Origin of the sequence: Rhodopseudomonas telluris, from assembly GCF_042432815.1 — a bacterium.
GTDB lineage: Bacteria > Pseudomonadota > Alphaproteobacteria > Rhizobiales > Xanthobacteraceae > Rhodopseudomonas > Rhodopseudomonas telluris.
This window is the reverse complement of record NZ_JBHLWM010000003.1, coordinates 21220-42283: the sequence shown is the minus strand read 5'-3', so window position 1 is coordinate 42283 and position 21064 is coordinate 21220. Positions and strand designations below refer to the sequence as shown.

The 21064-nt window shown below is 66.5% G+C and carries 18 protein-coding genes; 11 read left to right on the top strand and 7 right to left on the bottom strand.

The genetic code is table 11. The annotated features are described in order from the left end of the window. The first annotated feature begins 243 nt into the window (after positions 1-243). From ACFFJ6_RS07015 to ACFFJ6_RS06995, 5 genes are all read left to right on the top strand, one after another. Positions 244-738, top strand: a complete 495-nt coding sequence (locus ACFFJ6_RS07015) for a hypothetical protein (protein ID WP_378385873.1) — start codon at positions 244-246, stop codon at positions 736-738. Further along, positions 735-2093: a chromate efflux transporter gene (chrA, locus tag ACFFJ6_RS07010; RefSeq protein WP_378385871.1), complete on the top strand. Its 1359-nt coding sequence runs from the start codon at positions 735-737 to the stop codon at positions 2091-2093. Before ACFFJ6_RS07015 ends, chrA begins: the two co-directional genes overlap by 4 nt. 157 nt (positions 2094-2250) lie before the next feature. Further along, positions 2251-3426: an extracellular catalytic domain type 1 short-chain-length polyhydroxyalkanoate depolymerase gene (locus ACFFJ6_RS07005; RefSeq protein ID WP_378385869.1), complete on the top strand. Its 1176-nt coding sequence runs from the start codon at positions 2251-2253 to the stop codon at positions 3424-3426. A gap of 104 nt (positions 3427-3530) precedes the next feature. Continuing rightward, on the top strand, positions 3531-6014 hold the full coding sequence (locus tag ACFFJ6_RS07000; RefSeq protein WP_378385867.1) for a PAS domain S-box protein: 2484 nt from the start codon (positions 3531-3533) through the stop codon (positions 6012-6014). Positions 6015-6151: 137 nt separating this feature from the next. Further along, positions 6152-6571 (top strand): DUF1236 domain-containing protein, encoded by a 420-nt coding sequence (locus ACFFJ6_RS06995; protein WP_378385865.1) that lies wholly within the window; start codon positions 6152-6154, stop codon positions 6569-6571. A gap of 94 nt (positions 6572-6665) precedes the next feature. Here ACFFJ6_RS06995 and ACFFJ6_RS06990 read toward each other — a convergent pair whose 3' ends face one another. Continuing rightward, positions 6666-7322, bottom strand: coding sequence for an MBL fold metallo-hydrolase (locus ACFFJ6_RS06990; protein ID WP_378385863.1), 657 nt, complete (start codon positions 7320-7322; stop codon positions 6666-6668). Between the two features lie 266 nt (positions 7323-7588). Then, a complete protein-coding gene (locus ACFFJ6_RS06985; protein WP_378385861.1) occupies positions 7589-8710 on the bottom strand; it encodes a vWA domain-containing protein in 1122 nt (373 codons plus the stop codon). Between the two features lie 118 nt (positions 8711-8828). On the opposite strand from ACFFJ6_RS06985, the gene ACFFJ6_RS06980 reads away from it, so the two are divergent. Beyond that, a complete protein-coding gene (locus ACFFJ6_RS06980) occupies positions 8829-9308 on the top strand; it encodes an MmcB family DNA repair protein (RefSeq protein WP_378385859.1) in 480 nt (159 codons plus the stop codon). Positions 9309-9490: 182 nt separating this feature from the next. On the opposite strand, the gene ACFFJ6_RS06975 is transcribed toward ACFFJ6_RS06980, so the two are convergent. Both ACFFJ6_RS06975 and ACFFJ6_RS06970 read right to left on the bottom strand, forming a co-directional pair. Next, a complete protein-coding gene (locus ACFFJ6_RS06975) occupies positions 9491-10045 on the bottom strand; it encodes an ActR/PrrA/RegA family redox response regulator transcription factor (RefSeq protein ID WP_378385857.1) in 555 nt (184 codons plus the stop codon). Between the two features lie 106 nt (positions 10046-10151). Further along, the gene (locus tag ACFFJ6_RS06970; protein WP_378385855.1) at positions 10152-11477 is read right to left on the bottom strand and encodes an ActS/PrrB/RegB family redox-sensitive histidine kinase; all 1326 of its coding nucleotides are present in this window, start codon (positions 11475-11477) and stop codon (positions 10152-10154) included. Positions 11478-11578: 101 nt separating this feature from the next. Here ACFFJ6_RS06970 and ACFFJ6_RS06965 point away from each other — a divergent pair, with 101 nt between their 5' ends. The 4 genes from ACFFJ6_RS06965 to ACFFJ6_RS06950 all read left to right on the top strand — a co-directional run bounded on the left by ACFFJ6_RS06965 (position 11579) and on the right by ACFFJ6_RS06950 (position 15971). Then, positions 11579-12373, top strand: coding sequence for an ABC transporter ATP-binding protein (locus ACFFJ6_RS06965; RefSeq protein WP_378385853.1), 795 nt, complete (start codon positions 11579-11581; stop codon positions 12371-12373). Between the two features lie 232 nt (positions 12374-12605). Further along, entirely contained in the window at positions 12606-13436 is an 831-nt protein-coding gene (locus ACFFJ6_RS06960) for an ABC transporter permease (protein WP_378385851.1), read from the top strand. A 118-nt stretch (positions 13437-13554) separates the two neighbouring features. After that, positions 13555-14880 (top strand): polyhydroxyalkanoate depolymerase, encoded by a 1326-nt coding sequence (locus ACFFJ6_RS06955; protein WP_378385849.1) that lies wholly within the window; start codon positions 13555-13557, stop codon positions 14878-14880. Between the two features lie 254 nt (positions 14881-15134). After that, complete coding sequence (locus ACFFJ6_RS06950; RefSeq protein WP_378385847.1) at positions 15135-15971, top strand: M48 family metallopeptidase; 837 nt, start codon at positions 15135-15137, stop codon at positions 15969-15971. 268 nt (positions 15972-16239) lie between these two features. Here ACFFJ6_RS06950 and ACFFJ6_RS06945 read toward each other — a convergent pair whose 3' ends face one another. Further along, positions 16240-18531 carry a transglycosylase domain-containing protein gene (locus ACFFJ6_RS06945; RefSeq protein ID WP_378385845.1) on the bottom strand — a complete coding sequence of 764 codons (2292 nt, stop codon included), beginning with the start codon at positions 18529-18531 and terminating at the stop codon, positions 16240-16242. 184 nt (positions 18532-18715) lie between these two features. Here ACFFJ6_RS06945 and ACFFJ6_RS06940 point away from each other — a divergent pair, with 184 nt between their 5' ends. After that, a complete protein-coding gene (locus tag ACFFJ6_RS06940) occupies positions 18716-18967 on the top strand; it encodes a hypothetical protein (protein WP_378385843.1) in 252 nt (83 codons plus the stop codon). A gap of 251 nt (positions 18968-19218) precedes the next feature. On the opposite strand, the gene ACFFJ6_RS06935 is transcribed toward ACFFJ6_RS06940, so the two are convergent. Together ACFFJ6_RS06935 and ACFFJ6_RS06930 are read right to left on the bottom strand one after the other, a co-directional pair. Next, the gene (locus ACFFJ6_RS06935) at positions 19219-19425 is read right to left on the bottom strand and encodes a hypothetical protein (RefSeq protein ID WP_378385840.1); all 207 of its coding nucleotides are present in this window, start codon (positions 19423-19425) and stop codon (positions 19219-19221) included. 286 nt (positions 19426-19711) lie between these two features. Further along, positions 19712-20932, bottom strand: coding sequence for an ABC transporter substrate-binding protein (locus tag ACFFJ6_RS06930; RefSeq protein WP_378385838.1), 1221 nt, complete (start codon positions 20930-20932; stop codon positions 19712-19714). Positions 20933-21064 lie beyond the last annotated feature (132 nt).

Sequence of the window (21064 nt, the reverse complement as noted above, 5' to 3'; positions counted from 1 at the left end):
AAGTCGTGGAACCTTCGCGCTGCGACCAGTTGAGGCGGCCCGGCAGAGTTGTTAGCGTCGCTAAGCGCCTGAGTCGCGACGCCCCACCGCGTTTCCTTTCCGCTCTGTCCGGCGAGCCGCATGAGCAGACCCCAGCTTCTGCCCGAGTCTCCAAGCGAATTGGAGATCGTGAGATTTCTGCGCCGTTTCTCCGAACTGATCGCCACCGGCCAAAGCGCCGGCTATCTGCGTCATGCGGCCGGTTTGATCGAACAACAGGCCGAACGCATCCGGGAGACCGAGGCCCAGCTGCAGCAGCAGACGCGCGATGCGGAAAGCAGTCGCGCGGCGACGCGTGACGCCGAGGCCGCGGCGCGCAGCCTGCGCGAGGAGGTCGCCCCGCAGCAGCGGGCGCTGGCCGCGCTGCAGGACAGGCTCGCGTCGGCCGAGACCGAATTCGCCGCCGAACGCGCGCGCCTGCTGGAGCGGATCATGCGCGCCGAGGGACGCGTTGCCGAGGCCGATGGCGAGCTCCGCCGCTTGCGCGGCCAACTCGCGCCGCTCGGCCGCAGCCACGCGGTCGTCGCGGTGGAGACGCTGCGGCTGTTGCGCGGCCAGTTCGATGCGCTGGCGCAGGAGCTTCAGCGCGGGGGCGATCTGGTTTCCGGCGCGATGTGCCAGGTCGGCATCTGCGCGATCGACCAGACTCTCGCCGCGAGATCCGCGCCGAGCGCGGCCGCTGTTCGGCAGAGTGCTTGAGCACAGCCGCGCCGGAGCCGGCCGCCGCGCGGCGCCATGGCGTCTCGCTGGGGGAGGCCACGTCGGCGTGGCTGCGGATCGCCTTGCTGTCGTTCGGCGGCCCGGCCGGACAGATCTCGGTGATGCATCGCATCGTCGTCGACGAGAAGCGCTGGGTCTCGGAAGAGCGATTCCTGCATGCGCTGAACTACTGCATGCTGTTGCCCGGGCCTGAAGCCCAGCAGCTCGCCACCTATCTGGGCTGGCTGATGCACGGCACGCGCGGCGGACTGATCGCCGGCGGGTTGTTCATCCTGCCCGGCGCGCTGGCCATCATGGCGCTCAGCATCGTCTATGTGTCGTTCGGACAGCTCGGCTTCGTGGCCGCGCTGTTCTTCGGCCTCAAGGCCGCGGTGCTGGCGATTGTGCTGCAGGCGGTGGCCCGCGTCGGCGGGCGGGCGTTGAAGACCAGCGCGATGCGCGTGCTGGCCGCGCTGGCGCTGCTCGCCATCATGGTGTTCGACGTGCCGTTTCCGTTGATCGTGCTCGGCGCCGGACTGATCGGCTGGATCGGCAGCCGCACCGGCTGGATGCCGGCGCGGGGCGCGCCGGGAGTTGGCGGCGACGGCGACGGTCTTGTGACCGCGGCGAGCAGTTCGGCCGGGCAGGCACTGCGCGTGGCCGCGGTGTGGCTGGTGCTGTGGCTTGCGCCGGTCGCGGCGCTGCTGATCGTTCTCGGCCCAGACAACGTGTTCAGCCAGCTCGCCGTGTTCTTCTCCAAGATGGCGCTGGTGACGTTCGGCGGCGCCTACGCGGTGCTGGCCTATGTGGCGCAGCTCGCGGTCGATCACTACGGCTGGCTGCGTCCGGGCGAAATGCTCGACGGTCTCGGCATGGCGGAGACGACGCCCGGACCGTTGATCATGGTGCTGCAATTCGTCGGCTACGTCGCGGCCTATCGGGCGCCCGGCGCGCTGCCGCCGGTGGCCGCCGGTGTGCTCGGCGGCCTGCTGACGACATGGGTCACCTTCGCGCCGTGCTTTCTCTGGATCTTTCTCGGCGCGCCCTATGTCGAACGGCTGCGCGGCAACACGGCGCTGTCGGCCGCGCTCGCAGCCGTCACCGCCGCGGTGGTCGGGGTGATGCTCAACCTCGCGCTGTGGTTCGCCGTCCATACGCTCTTCCGCGAGGTGCGGACGCTGCCGGTTGCGGGGCTGACATTGGACGTGCCGGTGCTGTCCAGCCTCAATGTCTGGGCGGCGCTGCTGACGGCGGCCGCGATCGTGGCGGTGTTTCGCTTCAAGGCCGGCACCGCCGTGGTGCTGCTCGGTTGCGCCGGCGCCGGGCTCGGGCTGCACGCTCTGGGGCTGGTTTGATCGCCGCGACCGGGGCCGAGGAACATTCCCGGTCGCCGCGGGTCATCTCCGGCGTGCGCCGCCGCAGTCCGCCGCAAAACCGCTCGCCATCCATTCCATGCTGCAATGCAACAACTATATGAGCCAGCGCCTGCGGGCTGCCGGAGTAGGAGCTGTCGTGTCCCTGAAAAACACCATCGATTTCCTCGCCCATCTTCGAAAGATGAACGGATTCAGCGGGTTGAGTGGAAGTGGCGGGGCGTCGGAAGCGGCCAGCCGGCTGACCGAGACCAGCGATTTCGGCACCAATCCGGGCAATCTGAGGATGCTGTCGTTCGTGCCCGAAGGGGCCTCGGAGCGCATTCCTCTGGTCGTCGTGCTGCATGGCTGTACCCAGACGGCCGCCGGCTATGAGGTCGGCACCGGCTGGTCGGCGCTGGCGGAGCGCTACGGCTTCGCGCTGCTGATGCCGGAGCAGAAGCGCGCCAACAATCCCAACGGATGCTTCAACTGGTTCGTGGCGGAGGACATCCGGCGCGATCACGGCGAGGCCGGGTCGATCCGGCAGATGGTGGAGCATATGGCCCAGCATCACAGCATCGACCGGGCGCGGATCTACTTCACCGGCCTGTCGGCCGGCGGCGGCATGACCGCGGTGATGCTCGCGACCTATCCGGACGTCTTCGCCGGTGGCGCGGTGATCGCCGGCCTGCCTTATGGTGTGGCGACCAATGTGCGCCAGGCGCTGAAGGAGATGCGTCAGGCCTCGCCGCAATCCGCCCGCGCACTGGGCGATCTGGTGCGCCATGCGTCGTCGCATCGCGGGCCATGGCCGAAACTGTCCGTGTGGCACGGCACCGCCGACAGCACCGTGAATGCCGCCAACGCCGACGCGCTGGTGCGGCAGTGGCTCGATCTGCATGGCCTGCCGGAGCAGCCGATGGTCGAACGCAAGATCGACGGCTTTCCGTATCGGGCATGGCGAAGCGCCAGCGGCGAAACCGCGGTGGAGTCCTACACCATCACCGATATGGCGCACGGCACGCCGCTCGGCCGCGCCGACGACGAACAATTCGGAGTCGCGGGGCCCTATCTGCTCGCGGCCGGCATTTCCTCGTCGTACTACATCGCCGAGTTCTTCGGTCTCACCGGGCCGATCCAGCGAAAGAAGACGGCGGTGACCAAGTCCGCGCCGCGGCCCGAGCGCGACGTTACCGAGGTTCCGGCGGGACGGGCCAAAGCCCGCGGTTCGGCCGGCGCTCGGGCGAACCAGGCGCCGCCGCGCGATCGCCGCGGCTTCGACGTCAACGCGGTCATCACCCGCGCGCTCACCGCAGCGGGGCTAATGAAGTAATCGCCGCGCCGCTTCGGCGGTTCCATCTGGGTCCCGAGGGTTGCGGCGGCATCTAACGGTGTTAGGTTGCCGCTGTCGCCCGCGGCGAGACCCCTCCTCACATCATGTTGGACCCGACATCATCGCTGACACCTGATTTTCTCGCCCGCGGCGGTGAAATGGGCGCGCTGATGCGTGCGCAGGATTGGGCGAATTTCCCGCTCGGACCGCCGCAAGGGTGGCCGCAGGGGCTGCGCACCGCCGTGCGGATCGTGCTCAACACGCATCATCCGATGCTGGTGTGGTGGGGACCGGAGCGGCTGCAGTTCTACAACGACGCGTATCGCGAAGTGATCGGACCCGAGCGGCATCCGCGCGCGCTGGGCCAGCCCGCGCGCGAGTGCTGGCCCGAGTTCTGGGATCAGCTCGCACCCAAGATCGATCAGATCATGGCCGGCGGCGAGCCGATCTGGCGCGAGAACGAACTGGTGCCGGTGATCCGCCACGGGCGGCTCGAAGACATCTACTGGACCTACGGCTTCAGCCCGATCGATCAGGACGACCGCGTCGGCGGCGTGCTGGTGGTGTGCCGCGACGTCACCGGCGACGTGATGGCCTCGATGGCGCTGCGCGAACGCGAGGCCGAGCTGGCGCGCGTCCAGCAGATCGGCCGGATCGGCGGGCTCGAAGTCGATCTGCGCTCCGGCTTCCGCAACCGGCGCTCGCCCGAATATCTGCTGGTCCACGGCCTGCCACCCGACGCCACGCACGAGACCCACGAGGATTGGGTCCGCCGGATTCATCCCGAGGATCGCGAGATCACCGAGCAGCAATTCGTCGAGGCGGTGAAGGGCACGACGCGGGACTACACGGCGCGCTATCGCATCATTCGTCCGAGCGACGGCGAGACGCGCTGGATCTCGGTGCGCTCGGTGATCGAGCGCGACGATAACGGCACGCCGCTGCGTTTGGTCGGGGCGCATATCGACGTCACCGAGCAGGTGCAGGCCGAGCAGCGGCTGCAGGCCAGCCAAGAGGCGGCGCATCGGCTGGCCGATCAGCTCGCGCAGCTCAACACCACGCTCGAACAGCGCGTGCAGGAAAAGACCCGCGAGCGCGACCGCATCTGGAACGTCTCGCAGGACCTGCTGCTGGTCACCGACCAGGACGGCGTGTGGCGCACCGTCAATCCGGCCTGGACTAACACCCTCGGCTGGAGCGCCGCCGAGCTGCTCGACCGTACGTCCGAATGGCTCGAGCATCCCGCCGATGGCGGCGTGACGCGGCGGCATTTCGCGCGGCTCGCTTCCGGCCCCGGCACCGTGCGGTTCGAAAGCCGCATCCGCCATCGGGACGGCAGCTATCGCTGGCTGTCCTGGACCGGCGTGTCGGACGCCGACGCGATCTATGCGGTGGCGCGCGACGTCACCGCCGACAAGGCGGCGGCCGAGCGGCTCAAGCTGGCCGAGGAGGCGCTGCGGCAATCGCAGAAGATGGAAGCGGTCGGCCAGCTCACCGGCGGCATCGCGCACGACTTCAACAATCTGCTGACCGGCATCGTCGGCTCGCTCGACCTGATGCAGACCCGGCTCGCGCAGGGCCGGCTCGACAATCTCAACCGCTACATCGGCGTGGCGATGACGTCGGCCAATCGTGCCGCTGCGCTGACGCACCGGCTGCTCGCCTTCGCGCGGCGCCAGCCGCTGGTCCCCAAGCCGGTCGACGTCAATCAGCTCGTGGAGTCGCTGGAGGATCTGCTGCGGCGAACCATCGGCGAAGCGATCGACCTTGCGATCGCTCCGGCGCCGGATCTGTGGCTCACGCTGTGCGATCCCAATCAGCTCGAAAGCGCGCTGCTCAACCTGGCGATCAACGCGCGCGACGCGATGCCGGAAGGCGGTCGGCTGACGGTCGCGACCCGCAACGCCAGTGTCGATGCCGCCGAGATGCCGGCGCTGGTGCCGGGCGACTATGTGTGTCTCACCGTCTCCGACACCGGCACCGGGATGAGCGAGGAGGTTGTGGCGCGCGCGTTCGATCCGTTCTTCACCACCAAGCCGCTCGGGCAGGGCACCGGGCTCGGCCTGTCGATGATCTACGGCTTCGCGCAGCAGTCACACGGCCACGCCGGCATTACCAGCCGACTCGGCGAGGGCACCTCGGTGACGCTGTATCTGCCGCGCGAATACAGCGAGGTCGCGGCGCGGCCCGCCCCCGCGGCGCCGGCGCATGAATTCGCGGCGCGCGGCGAGACCGTGCTGGTGATCGAGGACGAGGCGGTGGTGCGCGGCGTGATCGTCGAAATGCTCCGCGACCACGGCTACACCGTGCGCGAAGCGATCGATGGCCCCTCGGGGTTGGCAAAGCTGCAGCAGGGCGGGACGATCGATCTGCTGTTGTCGGATATCGGACTGCCCGGACTCAATGGCCGCCAGCTCGCCGATCAGGCCCGGATGGTTCGGCCCGATCTCAAGGTGCTGCTGATGACCGGCTATGCGGAGAGCGCAGCGATGACCGAGGGCATCGTCGAGGCCGGCATGGAGCTGATTACCAAGCCATTCGACCTCGGCGACCTCGTGGCCCGCGTCCGCGCGCTGATCGCCAAGTAGTTTCAAATTCGTTCCACCGTGAATATCCGTTCATCCCGGTGAACGCCGCTTTTTCGCGCAAAACTACGTGTGCGAAGCCGGAACTGTTCATGATGCGGCGACTTGTCCTGCACCTTTCCCATTCACGGAGCTTCATCATGTTCAATCGTTTTGTCGGAACTGCCGCGGTTATTCTCGCGCTTGCCGCTCCCGCCGTCGCCAACGCCCAGGGCGTTCCGGGCGGCGTCGAGCGCGGCGCGCGTGAAGGCGAGCGCGCGGCCGGCCCGATCGGGGCTGTGGTCGGCGGGACCATCGGTGGCGTGGTCGGTGGTGTCAGCGGTATCCTCGGCGTCGACGATCGTCCGCGCTTCCGCTCTTACGTCGTCGAGCAGCGTCGTCCGTCCTACACCTATCGTGACGAAGTCCGCGTCGGCGCCGTGCTGCCGGCCGACGGCGTGACCTACTACGAAGTTCCGGACAATTTCGCCGCCGCGCGTGAATATCGCTATACGGTGGTGAACGGTCGCACCGTGCTGGTGGAGCCGCGCACCCATCGCATCGTCGAAATCATCGACTGATCGCACTGGTTCTGAATGAGTAGCTTGGACGGGTCGCTTCGCGCGGCCCGTCCTTTGCGCGTCGGGGAGGCGCGCGGACAGCGCTCCAGGCGCGTCAGGTCAGGAACGGATTGGTCTGGCGCTCCTGGCCGATGCTCGATCCCGGGCCATGGCCGCAGATGAAGCCGACGTCGTCGCCGAGTGGCAGCAGCTTGTCGGTGATCGAGGTGATCAACGTGGCGTGGTTGCCGCCGGGCAGATCGGTGCGGCCGACCGAGCCGGCGAACAGTACGTCGCCGACCAGCGCGAAGCGCATCGCATCGTTGAAGAACACCACGCTGCCCGGCGAATGGCCCGGGCAATGCAGCACCTGGAATTTCAGCTCGCCGACCTCGACGCTGTCGCCCTGATCGAGCCAGCGATCGGTGGTGACGTCGCGCACGCCGTCGATGCCGAAGCTGCGGCCACTGTTGACGACATTCTCGAGCAGAAACTGATCGTCGCGATGCGGGCCGATGATCTGCACCTTCAGTGCGTCGCGCAGATCAGCCGCGCCGCCGACGTGATCGATATGGCCGTGCGTCAGCCAGATCGCCTCAACGCTGACGCCGACCTTCTCGATCGCGGCGAGAATCTCCGGCACGTCGCCGCCCGGATCGATCACCACCGCCTTGCGGGTGGCCTCGCACCACAACAGCGTGCAGTTCTGCTGGAACGGCGTGACCGGAATGATCGTCGCGCCGGCTTTTGCTTTGGTCTGGGTCTCGGTCATGGCCGCAGAATGCCTTGTCGGAGTGGGCAAGTCAAAACGGGCCGGATCTAAAGCGCCGCGCGGCCACGAAAACATCCGTCATCGCCCGCGAAAGCGGGCGACCCAGTATTCCAGTGTGCCTGTTGCAGCGGCAGTGCGCAGCTTCGAACGCTCTGGAATACTGGGCCCTCCGCTTGCGCGGAGGGTGACGGTTTTGGGTGAAGCGGCCGTCGTGCTCCACCACTTCAGGTGGGATGACGCTTCACGCGGCTATCGCTTCCACTCGCTTACCGCTTCAGCTGCGCCTTCAACGTCGCTTCGACCTCGCGGTCGAACGACGACGCCTGTTTCGGCTGCTTGTCGCGATGGGTGCGCAGGTACTCGTCGCGCTGTTTCACCAGCGTGGCGAGTTTGGCGTTCAGCGCCTGGCGCTTGGCGATTTGTTCGTCGAGCCTGGCGGCGCGCTGCTCGGCGGGGAGGGCGCGAAAGGCGTCCGGCAGATCGGCGTCCTTGACCTGATCGAGCTTCTGCCGCCCGGTCGCGACGTCGCCGACGAGATCGCCGCCGCCGGTCACGGCTTCGGCCGAGGCCGGCGCCCGCTTGTTGAGGTAGCTCGCCATGTCGGAGGCCGCGGCCGGCGCGGCGGCGGCGACTTCCGACAATTGCCGCATCTTGCTCTCGGTACGTTTCTGCAGCGGTGCGGGGCCGTAGGGGATCACTGTGCCGTTGATCTCCTTCTGCAGGATGATGATGTCGTCGTCATACGGCGTCTGGATGATCACCACCTGACCGCCGTCCTGCGGGATCGGGATGTAGCGGCCGCGGCCGCCGTCGGCGATCTCGTGCCAGACGCGCTCGGTGTCCGGCGCGCTGCCCGCCTGCACGGCGTTGACGATGATGTCTTTCTGCCGTGCCACCGCGAGCGTGGTCGGATACTTGGTGTCCTGCGCGTAGTCCATGTGCGGCGGCGCGTCGCCGACCAGGAACACGATGCGGCGGGTGTCGCTGCCGCTGGTCCAGCGCAGCTTGTTCACCGCGACATCGAGCGCTTCGTTGACGCTCTCCGGCCAGTCGCCGCCGCCGCGCGCCTGCAGCTCGAGCAGCCGCGCGTAGAGATCCTGAATGTCGGCCGTCATTTCGACGCTGCGGGTGACGTAGTCGTCGCCGATGTCGCGATAGGCGACCAAGCCCATGCGGATGTCGGCGTCCGGATTGCTGTCGACGATCGCGGTGGCGATCGACCAGATCTTGCGCTTGGCGCCCTCGATCAGTCCGGCCATCGAGCCGGTCGTATCCAGCACGAAGGCGACTTCCACCGCGGGCTTGGCGTGCGCGGTCGAAGAAAGTGCCGGGAGTGGCGCGGCAAGGACTGCCAGGGTCAGCGCCCGGAACAGGGTGATGCGGTTCATCTCGATCGTCTCCAACTGCCCCCGCAGCCATGCTTCGACGCATCGGCGCGCGGCGACGGCGCGGTTCCGTGCCGCCCCGCTTGGGAGCCGGCGTCGGAATCGGCTAGACTTCGTCGCGATGGAAACGAATGCCGTTCACATGGTTCTGCCGCCCGATCTGCGGCAATCGGAAACAGCGCTGAAAATCGCGCGCGGCACGACGCGGCTGCTGCGCTCGCTCGGCTTCGCCTGCGTCAGCGAACTGCCGCTGCCGTCCGGCCGGCGCGCCGATCTGGTGGCGCTGAACGAGCGCTGTGAAATCTGGATCGTGGAAATCAAGTCGTCGCTGGCCGATCTGCGCGCCGATCAGAAATGGCCCGAGTATCGCGCGCATTGCGATCGGCTGTTTTTCGCCTTCACCCAGGACCTGCCGTGCGAGATCTTTCCCGGCGACACCGGCCTGATCGTCGCCGACGGCTACGGCGCGCACCTGCAGTGCGAAGCCCCGGAGCACAAACTCCAGGCCCCGACCCGCAAGCTGATGATGCTGCGGTTTGCCTTGGCGGCAGCAGGGCGGCTCAACCGCCTGAGTGACCCGCAAGGTTTTGGGGAAGGCTAGACGTCACCCCCGTCATTCCGGGGCGCCGCGTGGCGGCGAACCCGGAATCCATAACCCCTAGCATAGCCAATCCACCACAGCGCCAGCGACGCTGGGCTTCACCGCGAGTCGAGGAGATAGATATGGGTTCCGGGTTCGCTTGCTACGCAAGCGCCCCGGAATGACGAGAAGGTGTGAAGTGCTTACCGCGGCGCACGCTTGGCGAGAATCCGCTGCAGGGTGCGGCGGTGCATGTTGAGGCGGCGGGCGGTTTCGGAGACGTTGCGGTTGCACATCTCGTAGATGCGCTGGATGTGCTCCCAGCGCACGCGGTCGGCCGACATCGGATTGTTGGGCAACTCGGACTTCTCGTTGCCGCTCGCCAGCAGCGCGGCGACGACGTCGTCGGCATCGGCGGGCTTCGACAGATAGTCGACGGCGCCCATCTTCACCGCGGTGACCGCGGTGGCGATGTTGCCGTAGCCGGTCAGCACGATGGCGCGCGCGTCCGGACGCTCCTTCTTGAGCGCCGAGACGACGTCGAGGCCGTTGCCGTCGCCGAGCCGCAGATCGACCACGGCGAATGCCGGCGCCTGCTTGCCGATCTGCGCCAGGCCGCTCGAGACGCTGTCGCAGGATGTGACGGCGAAGCCGCGAGTCTCCATCGCGCGCGACAGGCGCTCGAGGAACGGCTTGTCGTCCTCCACGATCAGCAGCGAGCGATCGGTGTGGTCGTTCAGTTCGGGGATGGCGTTCACGGCACGGGATCTCCTGAGCGTCAATTCAAAAGATATGGCGACGGGGTGCGACAATGCCAAGGCCCCGGGCGTTCCCGGGCCCTGCGACCGGACCGCGCGCCCCCGCTCAAGTCTCTTCGGTTGCAGGGCTTTCCGCGTTCTCGAATCGGCTGCGCGGCCAGGTCAGCTGGACCACGGCGCCATGGTCGGGAAACAGCTTGTTGCGGAACGAAACCTTGGCGCCGGTTCGCTCCAGCAGGGTGCGGGCGATGAACACGCCGAGCCCGAGGCCGGCGCGATCGGTCTGGCCGTCGTCGTCGGGATGGCGGCGGCGCGACAGATACGGCTCGCCGATCCGCTTCAGCAGGTCCGGCTTGATGCCCGGACCGTCGTCCGAGATCATGATCTGCACCGTCTCGGCGTTCCACCAGGCGTTCACCTCGACCGTCTCGCGGGCGAAATCGACGGCGTTCTCCAGGATGTTCCCGATGCCGTAGAGAATCGCCGGATTGCGCATCACCACCGGCTCGGTGACGCCCGACACCGCAACGCGGACCTTGATGGTAACGCCGAAATCGCGGTGCGGCTCTACCGCCTCCTCGATCAGCGTCGACAGCGGCATCTTGTCGAACGGCGCGCCGGCGGCGTTGAGGTGCGAGATCTTGGCGAGGATCTCGCGGCAACGCTGCGCCTGCTCGCGCAACGTCCGCAGATCGCTGACCATCTCGGGCGGCGCGGATTTCTCCAGCTCGCGCGAGATCAGGAATATGGTCGACAGCGGGGTGCCGAGCTCGTGCGCTGCGGCGGCCGCCAGCCCGTCGATCTGGGTCAGATGCTGTTCGCGCTCCAGCACCAGCTCGGTCGCCGACAGCGCGTCGGCCAGCTTGCGGGCCTCCTCGGTGACCTGGAAGGTGTAGACGCTGGTGACGCCGATCGCGAGCAGGATCGAGAGCCAGACGCCGATCAGGTAAATCTCCGGAAGCTGCACCGCCTCGTCGCCGGCCCAGGGCAGCGGCTGATGCGTATAGCCGAGCAGCGCCGCGCAGCCGGCGGCGAAGATGCCGAGCGCGATGGTCATCCGCGTCGGCAGGGCGGTCGCGGCGATCAGCACCGGGCCGAGGAACAGGAACGAGAACGGGTTCTGCAATCCGCCGGTGAAATACAGCAGGCCGGCGAGTTCGGCGATGTTCAGCGCCAGCAGCAGCGCCGCATAGATCGGCTCCATGCGCTGCATCGGGTTGAAGGCAATTTGCAGCCCGAGGCTGACGACCGCCGAGGCGCCGATGATGGCGAGGCAGGGCAGCACCGCGAAATCGAATTCGAGGCCCTGGGCGACGATGAAGATCGCCGACAGCTGGCCGAGGGCGGCCAGCCAGCGCAGCCGCAGGATGGTGTCGAGCCGGACATGGCGGCGGGGATGGCGGAAATCGGCGGAAATCAGATCATCAGTCATGCGCCGGACACTACAAGCCGCGCCGGGCGTTCACAATTCGCGCCGTCGTCGCGGCGCGCCTGTGGCTTGCACTGGGCCGCCGCACTCGTCAAAAGGCCTGCATGACCCCCCTCGCGCTCCCCTCAAGCCCGCCCCCGCCGCCCGACGCTGCCGCCGCCATCGAGGTTGCGGACCTGGTCAAGGTTTACAAGACCACCCGCGCGGTCGACGGCGTGTCTTTCCGCGTGCCGCGCGGCAGCATTACTGGCCTGCTCGGCGGCAATGGCGCCGGCAAGACCACGACCATCTCGATGATCATGGGGCTGGTGTTGCCGACTTCCGGTCGCGTCCGGGTGCTCGGCTGCGACATGCCAGAGCAGCGCGCCGAGGTGCTGGGCCGGATCAATTTCGAAAGCCCCTATGTGGACATGCCGTCGCGGCTGACGGTGCGGCAGAATTTGAGTGTATTCGGCCGGCTGTACGACGTGCCGGACCTGCGCGACCGGATCGCCGAGCTGGCGTCCGATCTCGACCTCACCGAGTTCCTCGATCGCGCCAGCGGCAAGCTGTCGGCCGGGCAGAAGACCCGCGTCGCGCTCGCCAAGGCGCTGATCAACCGGCCCGAGTTGCTGTTGCTCGACGAGCCGACCGCCTCGCTCGATCCCGACACCGCGGACTGGATCCGAGGCCATCTCGAAACCTATCGCAAGCGCTACGACGCTTCGATCCTGCTCGCCTCGCACAACATGCTCGAGGTCGAGCGGCTGTGCGACCGCGTGGTGATCATGAAGCGCGGCCGGATCGAGGACGACGACAGCCCGGCCGCCATCATGGCGCGCTACAACCGCGCGACGCTCGAAGAGGTGTTCCTCGACGTCGCCCGCGGCCGCGATCGTGAGCAAGGCGAGACGCTATGAGGCAGATGCTCTCGACGCGTCGTCGCCGCGCCGGCGGGTTCAGCCGCGGCATTCCCAACGAGTCGTCCCCGCGCAGGCGGGGACCCATAACCCCTGGCTTTTCAAGTGATGCAAGGCGTCTGCCCCAGTGCCTCAACCGCGATGCTGCGGCGTATGGGTCCCCGCCTTGGCGGGGACGACAAGCTGATAGGCCGTGCGAGAAGCCGGAGACGAAGCGCACAGGTGCCGTGCTATGAAATCATTGATCAGCAGCCTCGAACTCGGCCACGGCATCGCCTGGCATCGCATCGCCGCGATGGTGATGCGCTATTGGTACTTGCTGCTGTCGTCGTGGCCGCGGCTGCTCGAGCTGGTGTACTGGCCGGCGCTGCAGATCATCACCTGGGGCTTCCTGCAGAGCTACATCGCCGAGAATGCCGGGTTCTTCGCCCGCGCCGGCGGCACGCTGATCGGCGCGGTGATCCTGTGGGACATCCTGTTCCGCGGCCAGCTCGGCTTCTCGATCTCGTTCCTCGAGGAGATGTGGGCGCGCAATCTCGGCAACCTGATGATGAGCCCGCTGAAGCCGATCGAGTTTCTGATCTCGCTGATGATCATGAGCCTGATCCGGCTGGCGATCGGCATCGTGCCGATGACTCTGCTGGCGATGATCTTCTTCGACTTCAATCTGCTCGGCTTCGGTCTGCCGCTGATCGCGTTCTTCTGCAATCTGATCTTCACCAGCTGGGCGCTCGGCATCTTCGTGTCGGGCCTGGTGCTGCGCAACGGGCTGGGCGCCGAGAGCATCGTCTGGTCGCTGATGTTCGGCATCATGCCGCTGGCCTGCGTGTACTACCCGGTGTCGGTGCTGCCGCATTGGTTGCAACTGATCGCCTGGGCGCTGCCGCCGACCTACGTGTTCGAAGGCATGCGGGCGTTGCTGATGCAGCATCACTTCCGGGCGGATCTGATGTTGTGGTCGCTGGGGCTCAACGCGGTGCTGTTCGCCGCCTCCTTCGTGAGCTTTCTGGTGATGCTGAACAGTGCACGTCGCCACGGATCATTAATTCAAAGCGGCGAATAGGCCCTTTCCGGACAGCATTGCGGCCCGACTTGTGCTCATATTTCGATCTTGTGATTGACGCCCCCCGGCCCAGCGGCCACTATGCTGCGGCGCGAGAAGAGCCCGAGGGACATATACTATGCCAGTGATTGGTGAATTTGGCCGCCCGCCCGAGATGCCGGCCGAGGTCAGCCCGGCGATGACCACGCCGATGTACTGGTTCTACGAACTCGCCCATGCGTCGCTCAATCCGGCGCGGGCGATGTCGGACGCGACCCGGCTGGCGCTCAAGAATCCGCTGAATCCCTGGGGCCACACCGATTTCGGCAAGCAGATCGCGGCGGCCTGCGAAGTGTTCGAACGGACCACGCGGCGCTACGGCAAGCCCGAATGGGGCCTCGACGACACCGAAGTCAACGGCATGCGCGTGCCCATCGAGATTCACAGCGTGTGGGAAAAGCCGTTCTGCCGGCTGCTGTATTTCGAACGCAAGCTGCAGCACCCGCTGCGCCATCCGCATCCGCGGGTGCTGATCGTGGCGCCGATGTCCGGCCACTACGCGACGCTGCTGCGCGGCACCGTCGAAGCCTTCCTGCCGACCCACGAGGTCTATATCACCGACTGGTCCGACGCCCGGATGGTGCCGGTCGCGGCCGGCCGCTTCGATCTCGACGACTACGTCGATTACGTCATCGAAATGCTGCAGATGCTGGGCGGCAATGTCCACGTCGTGGCGGTGTGCCAGCCGTCGGTGCCGGTGCTGAGCGCGGTGTCGGTGATGGAGGCCAATCAGGATCCGTTCGTGCCGCTGTCGATGACGCTGATGGGCGGGCCGATCGACACCCGGCGCAATCCCACCGCGGTCAACAATCTGGCGGCCGAGAAGGGCATCGACTGGTTCCGCAGCCACGTCATCACCAAGGTGCCGTTCCCGCATCCGGGCTTCATGCGCGATGTCTATCCGGGCTTCCTGCAGCTCAACGGCTTCATCAGCATGAACCTCGACCGCCATGTCGATGCCCATCGCAACCTGTTCAATCATCTGGTGCAGGGCGACGGCGACCTCGCCGACAAGCATCGCGAATTCTATGACGAATATCTGGCGGTGATGGACCTCACCGCGGAGTTCTACCTGCAGACGGTGGACGAGGTGTTCGTGAAGCACTCGCTGCCGAAGGGCGAGATGATGCATCGTGGCAAGCTGGTCGAGCCGTCGAAGATCACGCGCGTCGCGCTGATGACGGTCGAGGGCGAGAAGGACGACATCTCCGGTCTCGGGCAGACCGAAGCGACGCATACGCTGTGTACTTCGATCCCGGACGATCGCCGCGTGCACTACGTGCAGAAGGGCGTCGGTCATTACGGCGTGTTCAACGGCTCGCGGTTCCGTTCGGAAATCGTGCCGCGCATCTCCGACTTCATGGTGTCGGCTGCTAACGGCGCGCGCGCGAACGCTGCGGAGTAATCATCTCACGCTCATCGCGTAGGAGCGTGTGGATAGTTGGTGCAGACGTCGGATTTTATGGAGCCGAATCAAAACGAAGCGTGATTAGTTGACTGGTAGCGCGCTTGGGGGAATCTGGATTCATCGGGTTCCCAATGAGTGAGCCGTGAGTCACGATTCAGGACGTGTATTTGAATCGAAATTCGCCGAAATTGCGAGTTCCGAGGCCCATCTTGTAGGGGGCTGGCTCCGCCAAATCCCTGTATATTGGGCAAATGATTTGTTTTTGCGCCGAGCGCTTCCATTGGTGGCGGATATGGCAGAGTCCAGGCGACCCTTCGTTGTCCGGATCTGCAGACATGGCCTTCCGCGCACTTCTCTATCGACGGCCCACCGAGCCGTCGACCATCGCCGTCCGTCACGGCTCGCAGTTTTTCGCCGTTCGCATCAGGCGCCATCGCCGCGCCCGACGCTATACGCTGCGTATTCATCCGAGTGACCGCGAAGCCATCCTGACGATGCCGCCGCGCGGCACACTTGCCGACGCCAAGGAATTCGCACAACGTCACGGCGCCTGGATCGCGGCGCGTCTCGGCCGTCTGCCGAAGGCGGCGCCGTTCCAGCCCGGCACGCTGGTGCCGCTGCGCGGCCACGACCACAAGATCGTGCATCGCGCCGGTCGCGGCACAGTGTGGACCGAGGTCCGCGAGTCCGGCGAGCGGATCATCTGCGTCGCCGGCGAGGCCGAGCATATCGATCGCCGCGTCCACGACTTCCTCAAACGCGAAGCGCGCAAGGACCTGCAAAAGGCCTGCGACCGCTATGCGCCCGAACTCGGCGTCAAGGTCGCGCGGCTGTCGATCCGCGATCAATCGAGCCGCTGGGGCTCGTGCACCTCGGCCGGATCGCTGTCGTTTTCGTGGCGGCTGATCCTGGCGCCGTCCTACGTGCTGGATTATCTCGCCGCGCACGAGGTCGCGCATCTGGTCGAGATGAACCATTCGGCACGGTTCTGGCGCGTGGTCGGCAAGGTCTGTCCGCATATGGAGCGTGCCAAGACCTGGCTCGACACCCACGGCAACGACCTGCACCGCTACGGCATCAGCGACTGAGGCAGGTGGATCGCGGGCGCCGTGCTCGCGTCGCCCTCACCCCGACCCTCTCCCGCAAGCGGGAGAGGGGCTTGCCTCGCGCGGGGTGAGGTCATGTCTTACCGAGATATCTTTCAAGGCTATCAAGCGTTTTGTGTCCGGATGCAGGCGCTGCTCCGCATGCGGCGCGCTCCCTCTCCCGCTTGCGGGAGAGGGTTGGGGTGAGGGCTGCCGCGGATGCTGAGGCATGCTGCAAACAGCACTAACCCGCTCAGACCTGCGGGACGCCTCACCGCCCGAACAACCGGTCCATCAGCCAGCCATCCAGTCCGGCATCCGCTTCGGGCCGCACATTGGCGCGCGTGGGCGGCGGGGGGCGGTTGGCGCCCGGGGGCGGGGGCATGTTGGTGACCTGGGCCTCGCCGCGCGGGCCCGCTTGCGCGATCGTGCCGCCACCCGTGACGGGCCCGCCGCTCAGCACGTTGCCGATCGCGCGGCCGAGCCCGCTTCCAAGTCCGCTTCCAAGCCCGCCGCCAGGGTCGCTTGCGGGGCCGCCTGCAGCGCTGCTCGCCACCAGAGGGCCGCCGCTCCAGCCTCCGGGCAGCGGCTGCGGCGCGGTGCCCTTCAGCGCCTCGCGCATGAAGCGTGTCCAGACGTCGACCGGCAGGCCGCCGCCGGTCGCCTTCTTGGTCGGCGAGTTGTCGTCGTTGCCGAGCCAGACGCCGGTGACCAGCGTGCCGGTGTAGCCGATGAACCAGGCGTCGCGGAAATCCTGGCTGGTGCCAGTCTTGCCGGCGGCGCTCCAACCCGGCAGGTCGGCCTTCTTGGCCGTGCCCGACTGCAGCGTTTCCTGCATCATCGTGTTCATCATCCCGACCGCGCGGGCGTCGACGACGCGCGGTGGCGTGTCGGTCGAGCGGGCGTACACCACCTTGTTGCCCTGCGCGGTGCGGATCCGCGTCACGACATGCGGCGAGGCCATCAGCCCGCCATTGGCGAAGGTCGCATAGGCGCCAACCAGCTCCAGCACCGAGACTTCCGAGGTGCCGAGCGCGATCGACGGATTGGCGTCGAGCTTGGAGGCGATGCCGAGCCGGTGCGCGGTCCGCACCACGTTCTTCGGCCCGACCTCGAGCCCGAGCCGCACCGCCACGGTGTTCAGCGACATCGACAGCGCCTGGGTCAACGTCACGGCGCCGAAATATTCGTGGGTGTAGTTCTCCGGCTTCCAGCCCTTCAGATCGAGCGGCGCGTCCTGCCGGATCGTGTCCGGCGTGAGGCCGGCCTCGACCGCGGTGAGATACACGAACGGCTTGAACGCCGAGCCGGGCTGGCGTTTGGCGGTGACGGCGCGGTTGAACTGGCTGTCGGCGTAGTTGCGGCCGCCGATCATGGCGCGGACCGCGCCGTCCGGCGTCATCGCCACCAGCGCGCCTTGCGACACCTTGAACTTCACGCTCTTGGCGGCGAGTTCGTCGATGATCGCAGCTTCGGCTTCGGACTGCAGCTTCGGATCGATCGAGGTTTCGACGATCACCGACTGATCGATCTGGCCGATCAGATCGTCGAGCACTTCGGTGATCCAGTCGGCCACGTAGTTGATGGTGCCGGCGCCGGTCGGCTTCACCGTGTAGACCGGATTGGCGATCGCGGTCTTCGCCTGCTTGTCGTTGATGAAGCCGGCGTCGGCCATCGCCGCCAGCACGATCTGGGCGCGCTTCTCGGCGCCTTCCGGATTGCGGTTCGGCGCCAGCCGCGACGGCGACTTGACCAGGCCGGCCAGCATCGCTGCCTCGACCAGCGAAACGTCCTTGGCGGATTTGCCGAAATATTTCTGCGCCGCCGCCTCGATGCCGTAGGCGCCGGAACCGAAATAGACACGGTTGAGATAGAGCTCGAGGATCTCGGTCTTGGAATGCTTGCGCTCCAGCCACAGCGCGAGTTCGACTTCCTGCAGCTTGCGCGTCAGCGTCCGGTCCTGGGTCAGGAACAGGTTCTTGGCGAGCTGCTGGGTCAGCGTCGAGCCGCCCTGCGACACGCCCCGGTGCAGCACGTTGGCGACCGCGGCGCGGGCGATACCGACCGGGTCGACGCCGAAATGCTGATAGAAACGCCGGTCCTCGATGGCGATGAACGCCTTCGGCAGATACGGCGGCAGATCCTTCAGCGAAACGTTGGTTCCCGCCATCTCGCCGCGGACCGCGAGCTGGCTGCCGTCGGCGCCGACGATGGTGATGGTCGGCGGCCGCTTGGGAATCTCCAGCGACTGAATCGGCGGCAGATGCGCGCCGACCCAGACCAGCACGCCGACCACCGCCAGCACGCCCCAGATGCCCGCGACGGCGGTCCAGTAGACGGTGCCGGTGATGAAGCGGCGGATGCCGCCCTTGCGGCGCGATCTGGATTTCGCCTTGCCGCGGCCGCTCGCCTTTGCAGGAGCTGCCTTCGGCTTTTTCGGCTTGTCGTCGTCGGCCACGCTCACTCGATCCTGGGGGCTGAGGCGCAGGCCCCCGAGCGATTCAGCGAAGCCGCCGAATGTCGGCTCCCGCCGTTCGCCGGCTTTCTTTTTGCCCAACGCCATACGCTACGCCCACGCCGACCTGCCGGCGGACTTTACCGGGCCGGGTTTAAGGCCCGGTAAAGCCATGGTTAAGGTCGGGTTCCATCGGGCGGGCGGATGGCGCTCCGGCTTTGAGCCATCTCAAGCGGCGACGGACCACGCTTGCGATAGATCGCGGACAGCGTAGTCACGACGAAAGCGAGCAATGACCCGGGTGCTGAAGTCTGCCGAGGAGATCGAACATCTGTTGCTGGCCGACGTCCGTCAGCAGCGGCATTGCGACAAGGTCGAGGCCATCCGGATCGGGCGTTGCCAGCCCGACGAGGACAACAACCGCGCCAACTGGAAGGTTGTCTCGGTCGATCCAGGCGCGGCCAGCCGGGAATTCGCCGGCGCCGCCGTGATGATCGCGATGGACAGGCTGCAGCGCGAAGTCAGCCTGATTCCGTGGGAGTGAAGGGCGCTTGCGCTGCGTTAAGAAGGTCTGGCCGTCGGGATCGGAACTCTTTGTCCGATCCGCAGTGATGTCTGAGGTTCTCGCGCCGGCCTGAACAGTTCCGTCAGTGCAGGACTCGTCCGGCTATCATCGACGAGCGCCGCGAGACGTGAATGCCCGGCACGAGGTCGGGCACGGTGGCGGAGAGGCAGCCTCTCGGGTCGTCGATCGCAACCCCGCCGGACCTCGCGACGGTGCGCGAACCTCCGCGCTCAGTGGTAATCGCGGCGCGGTGGGGCGATGCCCATTTCGCCCATCAGCCAGCTCTTCATTTTGGCGCGGCTGGCGAAGCGCTTGGCTTCGAGAAGCAGTTCCTCGCGCTCGTTGCCTTCGGGCGTCAGCGCGGCCTCGATGTATTTGGCGACGGCGAGCTCTTCGAGCTGTTCGACCGTGAAATAGCGGCTGGCTTCTGCTCTCATCGTACTTTCGCCGCGATGCGCGGCGCTCCCGGACTCGCTCGCGTGCTGTGGCTTTTGCCACGGCGCGCATTCGACGACGATTCGGGAGATGTGTCTGTCGTGTTTTGAACGACCGGGGTTTGCCGCAGCCCGGGGCGCGGTAAAGCCGATGACGGAGTTACCGATTAGTTGCCCGTGGCCGCTGCGGGCCTGTGCAAACTACCTGGATCGCGCGACATCGCAGACGGTGTCGGGCGATTGGATGCGTCCCGGCGCATTGCCCGTGGCATCGCGCCGGGACGTCATCTCACATCGCGGCGTCGTCCTCGAGGATCGGGCCGAACAGTTCCCAGCGCTCGCCGTTGAACTTCATCATCCGCAGCTGCTTGTTGACGCGGAAATCGGTCGGCGAGGTGTTGACCGACATGCCCGGCAGCGACAAGTCGCCGACGACGTTCTTCAGATTGGCGGCCTGCCGCATGACGTTCTCGCGGGTGAGGTCGTCACCGCACTGCTTAAGGATGGTGATCAGAAGTTCGGCGGTGCTGTAGCCGTAGCTGTTGACGGTGTTGAGCTTGTCGCCCTCCGGATAGTATTTGTCCATGAACGCGAAGTACTTCTTCACGCCCGGATCGTCGGCCCATTGCGGATCGGCGGGATCCTTGCCGTAATTGACGCTGATGATGCCCTTGGAAATGTCGAGACCGGCGGGCTTGAGCGTCGCCGACACCGGGCTGGCGTTGATGTCGAGGATGTGCACCGGGTTCCAGCCGAGGTCGGCGACCTTCTTGATCGCCTGCGCGGCGAAGCGCGGCGTCGAGGCGTCGTACAGCAGCGTCGCGCCGGCGGACTTCAGCTTGACGATCTGCGAGTCGACGGTCGGGTCGGTGAGCTCGTAGGACGCTTCGGCGACGATCATCTTGTCGGCCTTGTCGCCCAGCGCGGCGCGCAGGCCGGTGACGTAGTCGCGGCCGAGATCGTCGTTCTGGAACAGGATGCCGATCTTGGCATCGGGATGGTTCTGCAGGATGTAGCGCCCGTAGATCCGGCCTTCGGTCTGGTAGTTGGGGTTGAAGCCCATCGTCCAGGGGAAATTCTTCGGATCGGTGAAACGCGTCGCACCGGTGGCGGCGAGCAGCTGCGGCACCTTCTTGGCGTTGAGATACTTCTGCACGGCGGCGTTGGACGGCGTGCCGATGATCTGGAAGGTCAGCAGCACTTCGTCGCTTTCGACCAGCTTGCGGACCTGCTCGACGGCCTTGGGTGGCGAGTAGGCGTCGTCGTACTGGATCAGGTTGATCTTGCGACCGTTGACGCCGCCCTGCTCATTGATCATCCGCATATAGGCGGCCTGGGTCTTGCCGATGCCCGCATAGGCGGAGGCAGGGCCTGAGAACGGCACGGTCTGGCCAATCTTGATTTCGGTGTCGGTGGCTCCGGTATCGTATTTCTTCTGCGCTGCGGCGGGCGCGGCGCTGAGCACAACGGTCGCAAGAGCCGCTACGGCGGCCTGATACAGGCTCTTCATCGCTGGTCTACTCCCTATGGCCTTATGACCGGCGGCGTTTTGCCTGCCGCCGTTATCAGGGAGTGTGGATCAGCACCTGGAGTCTGGCAATGCCGCTGTGAGCGCGCGGTTCACTTTGCCGCGCTGTGCGAT

What these genes read in the sequence shown, in the direction of transcription:
- ACFFJ6_RS07000 (WP_378385867.1), top strand. Translation starts at nt 3,531, where the DNA reads ATGTTGGACCCGACATCATCGCTGACACCTGATTTTCTCGCCCGCGGC.
- ACFFJ6_RS06995 (WP_378385865.1), top strand. Translation starts at nt 6,152, where the DNA reads ATGTTCAATCGTTTTGTCGGAACTGCCGCGGTTATTCTCGCGCTTGCC.
- ACFFJ6_RS06990 (WP_378385863.1), bottom strand. Translation starts at nt 7,322, where the DNA reads ATGACCGAGACCCAGACCAAAGCAAAAGCCGGCGCGACGATCATTCCG.
- ACFFJ6_RS06985 (WP_378385861.1), bottom strand. Translation starts at nt 8,710, where the DNA reads ATGAACCGCATCACCCTGTTCCGGGCGCTGACCCTGGCAGTCCTTGCC.
- ACFFJ6_RS06980 (WP_378385859.1), top strand. Translation starts at nt 8,829, where the DNA reads ATGGAAACGAATGCCGTTCACATGGTTCTGCCGCCCGATCTGCGGCAA.
- ACFFJ6_RS06970 (WP_378385855.1), bottom strand. Translation starts at nt 11,477, where the DNA reads ATGACTGATGATCTGATTTCCGCCGATTTCCGCCATCCCCGCCGCCAT.
- ACFFJ6_RS06965 (WP_378385853.1), top strand. Translation starts at nt 11,579, where the DNA reads ATGACCCCCCTCGCGCTCCCCTCAAGCCCGCCCCCGCCGCCCGACGCT.
- ACFFJ6_RS06960 (WP_378385851.1), top strand. Translation starts at nt 12,606, where the DNA reads ATGAAATCATTGATCAGCAGCCTCGAACTCGGCCACGGCATCGCCTGG.
- ACFFJ6_RS06955 (WP_378385849.1), top strand. Translation starts at nt 13,555, where the DNA reads ATGCCAGTGATTGGTGAATTTGGCCGCCCGCCCGAGATGCCGGCCGAG.
- ACFFJ6_RS06950 (WP_378385847.1), top strand. Translation starts at nt 15,135, where the DNA reads ATGATTTGTTTTTGCGCCGAGCGCTTCCATTGGTGGCGGATATGGCAG.
- ACFFJ6_RS06945 (WP_378385845.1), bottom strand. Translation starts at nt 18,531, where the DNA reads ATGGCGTTGGGCAAAAAGAAAGCCGGCGAACGGCGGGAGCCGACATTC.
- ACFFJ6_RS06940 (WP_378385843.1), top strand. Translation starts at nt 18,716, where the DNA reads ATGACCCGGGTGCTGAAGTCTGCCGAGGAGATCGAACATCTGTTGCTG.
- ACFFJ6_RS06935 (WP_378385840.1), bottom strand. Translation starts at nt 19,425, where the DNA reads ATGAGAGCAGAAGCCAGCCGCTATTTCACGGTCGAACAGCTCGAAGAG.
- ACFFJ6_RS06930 (WP_378385838.1), bottom strand. Translation starts at nt 20,932, where the DNA reads ATGAAGAGCCTGTATCAGGCCGCCGTAGCGGCTCTTGCGACCGTTGTG.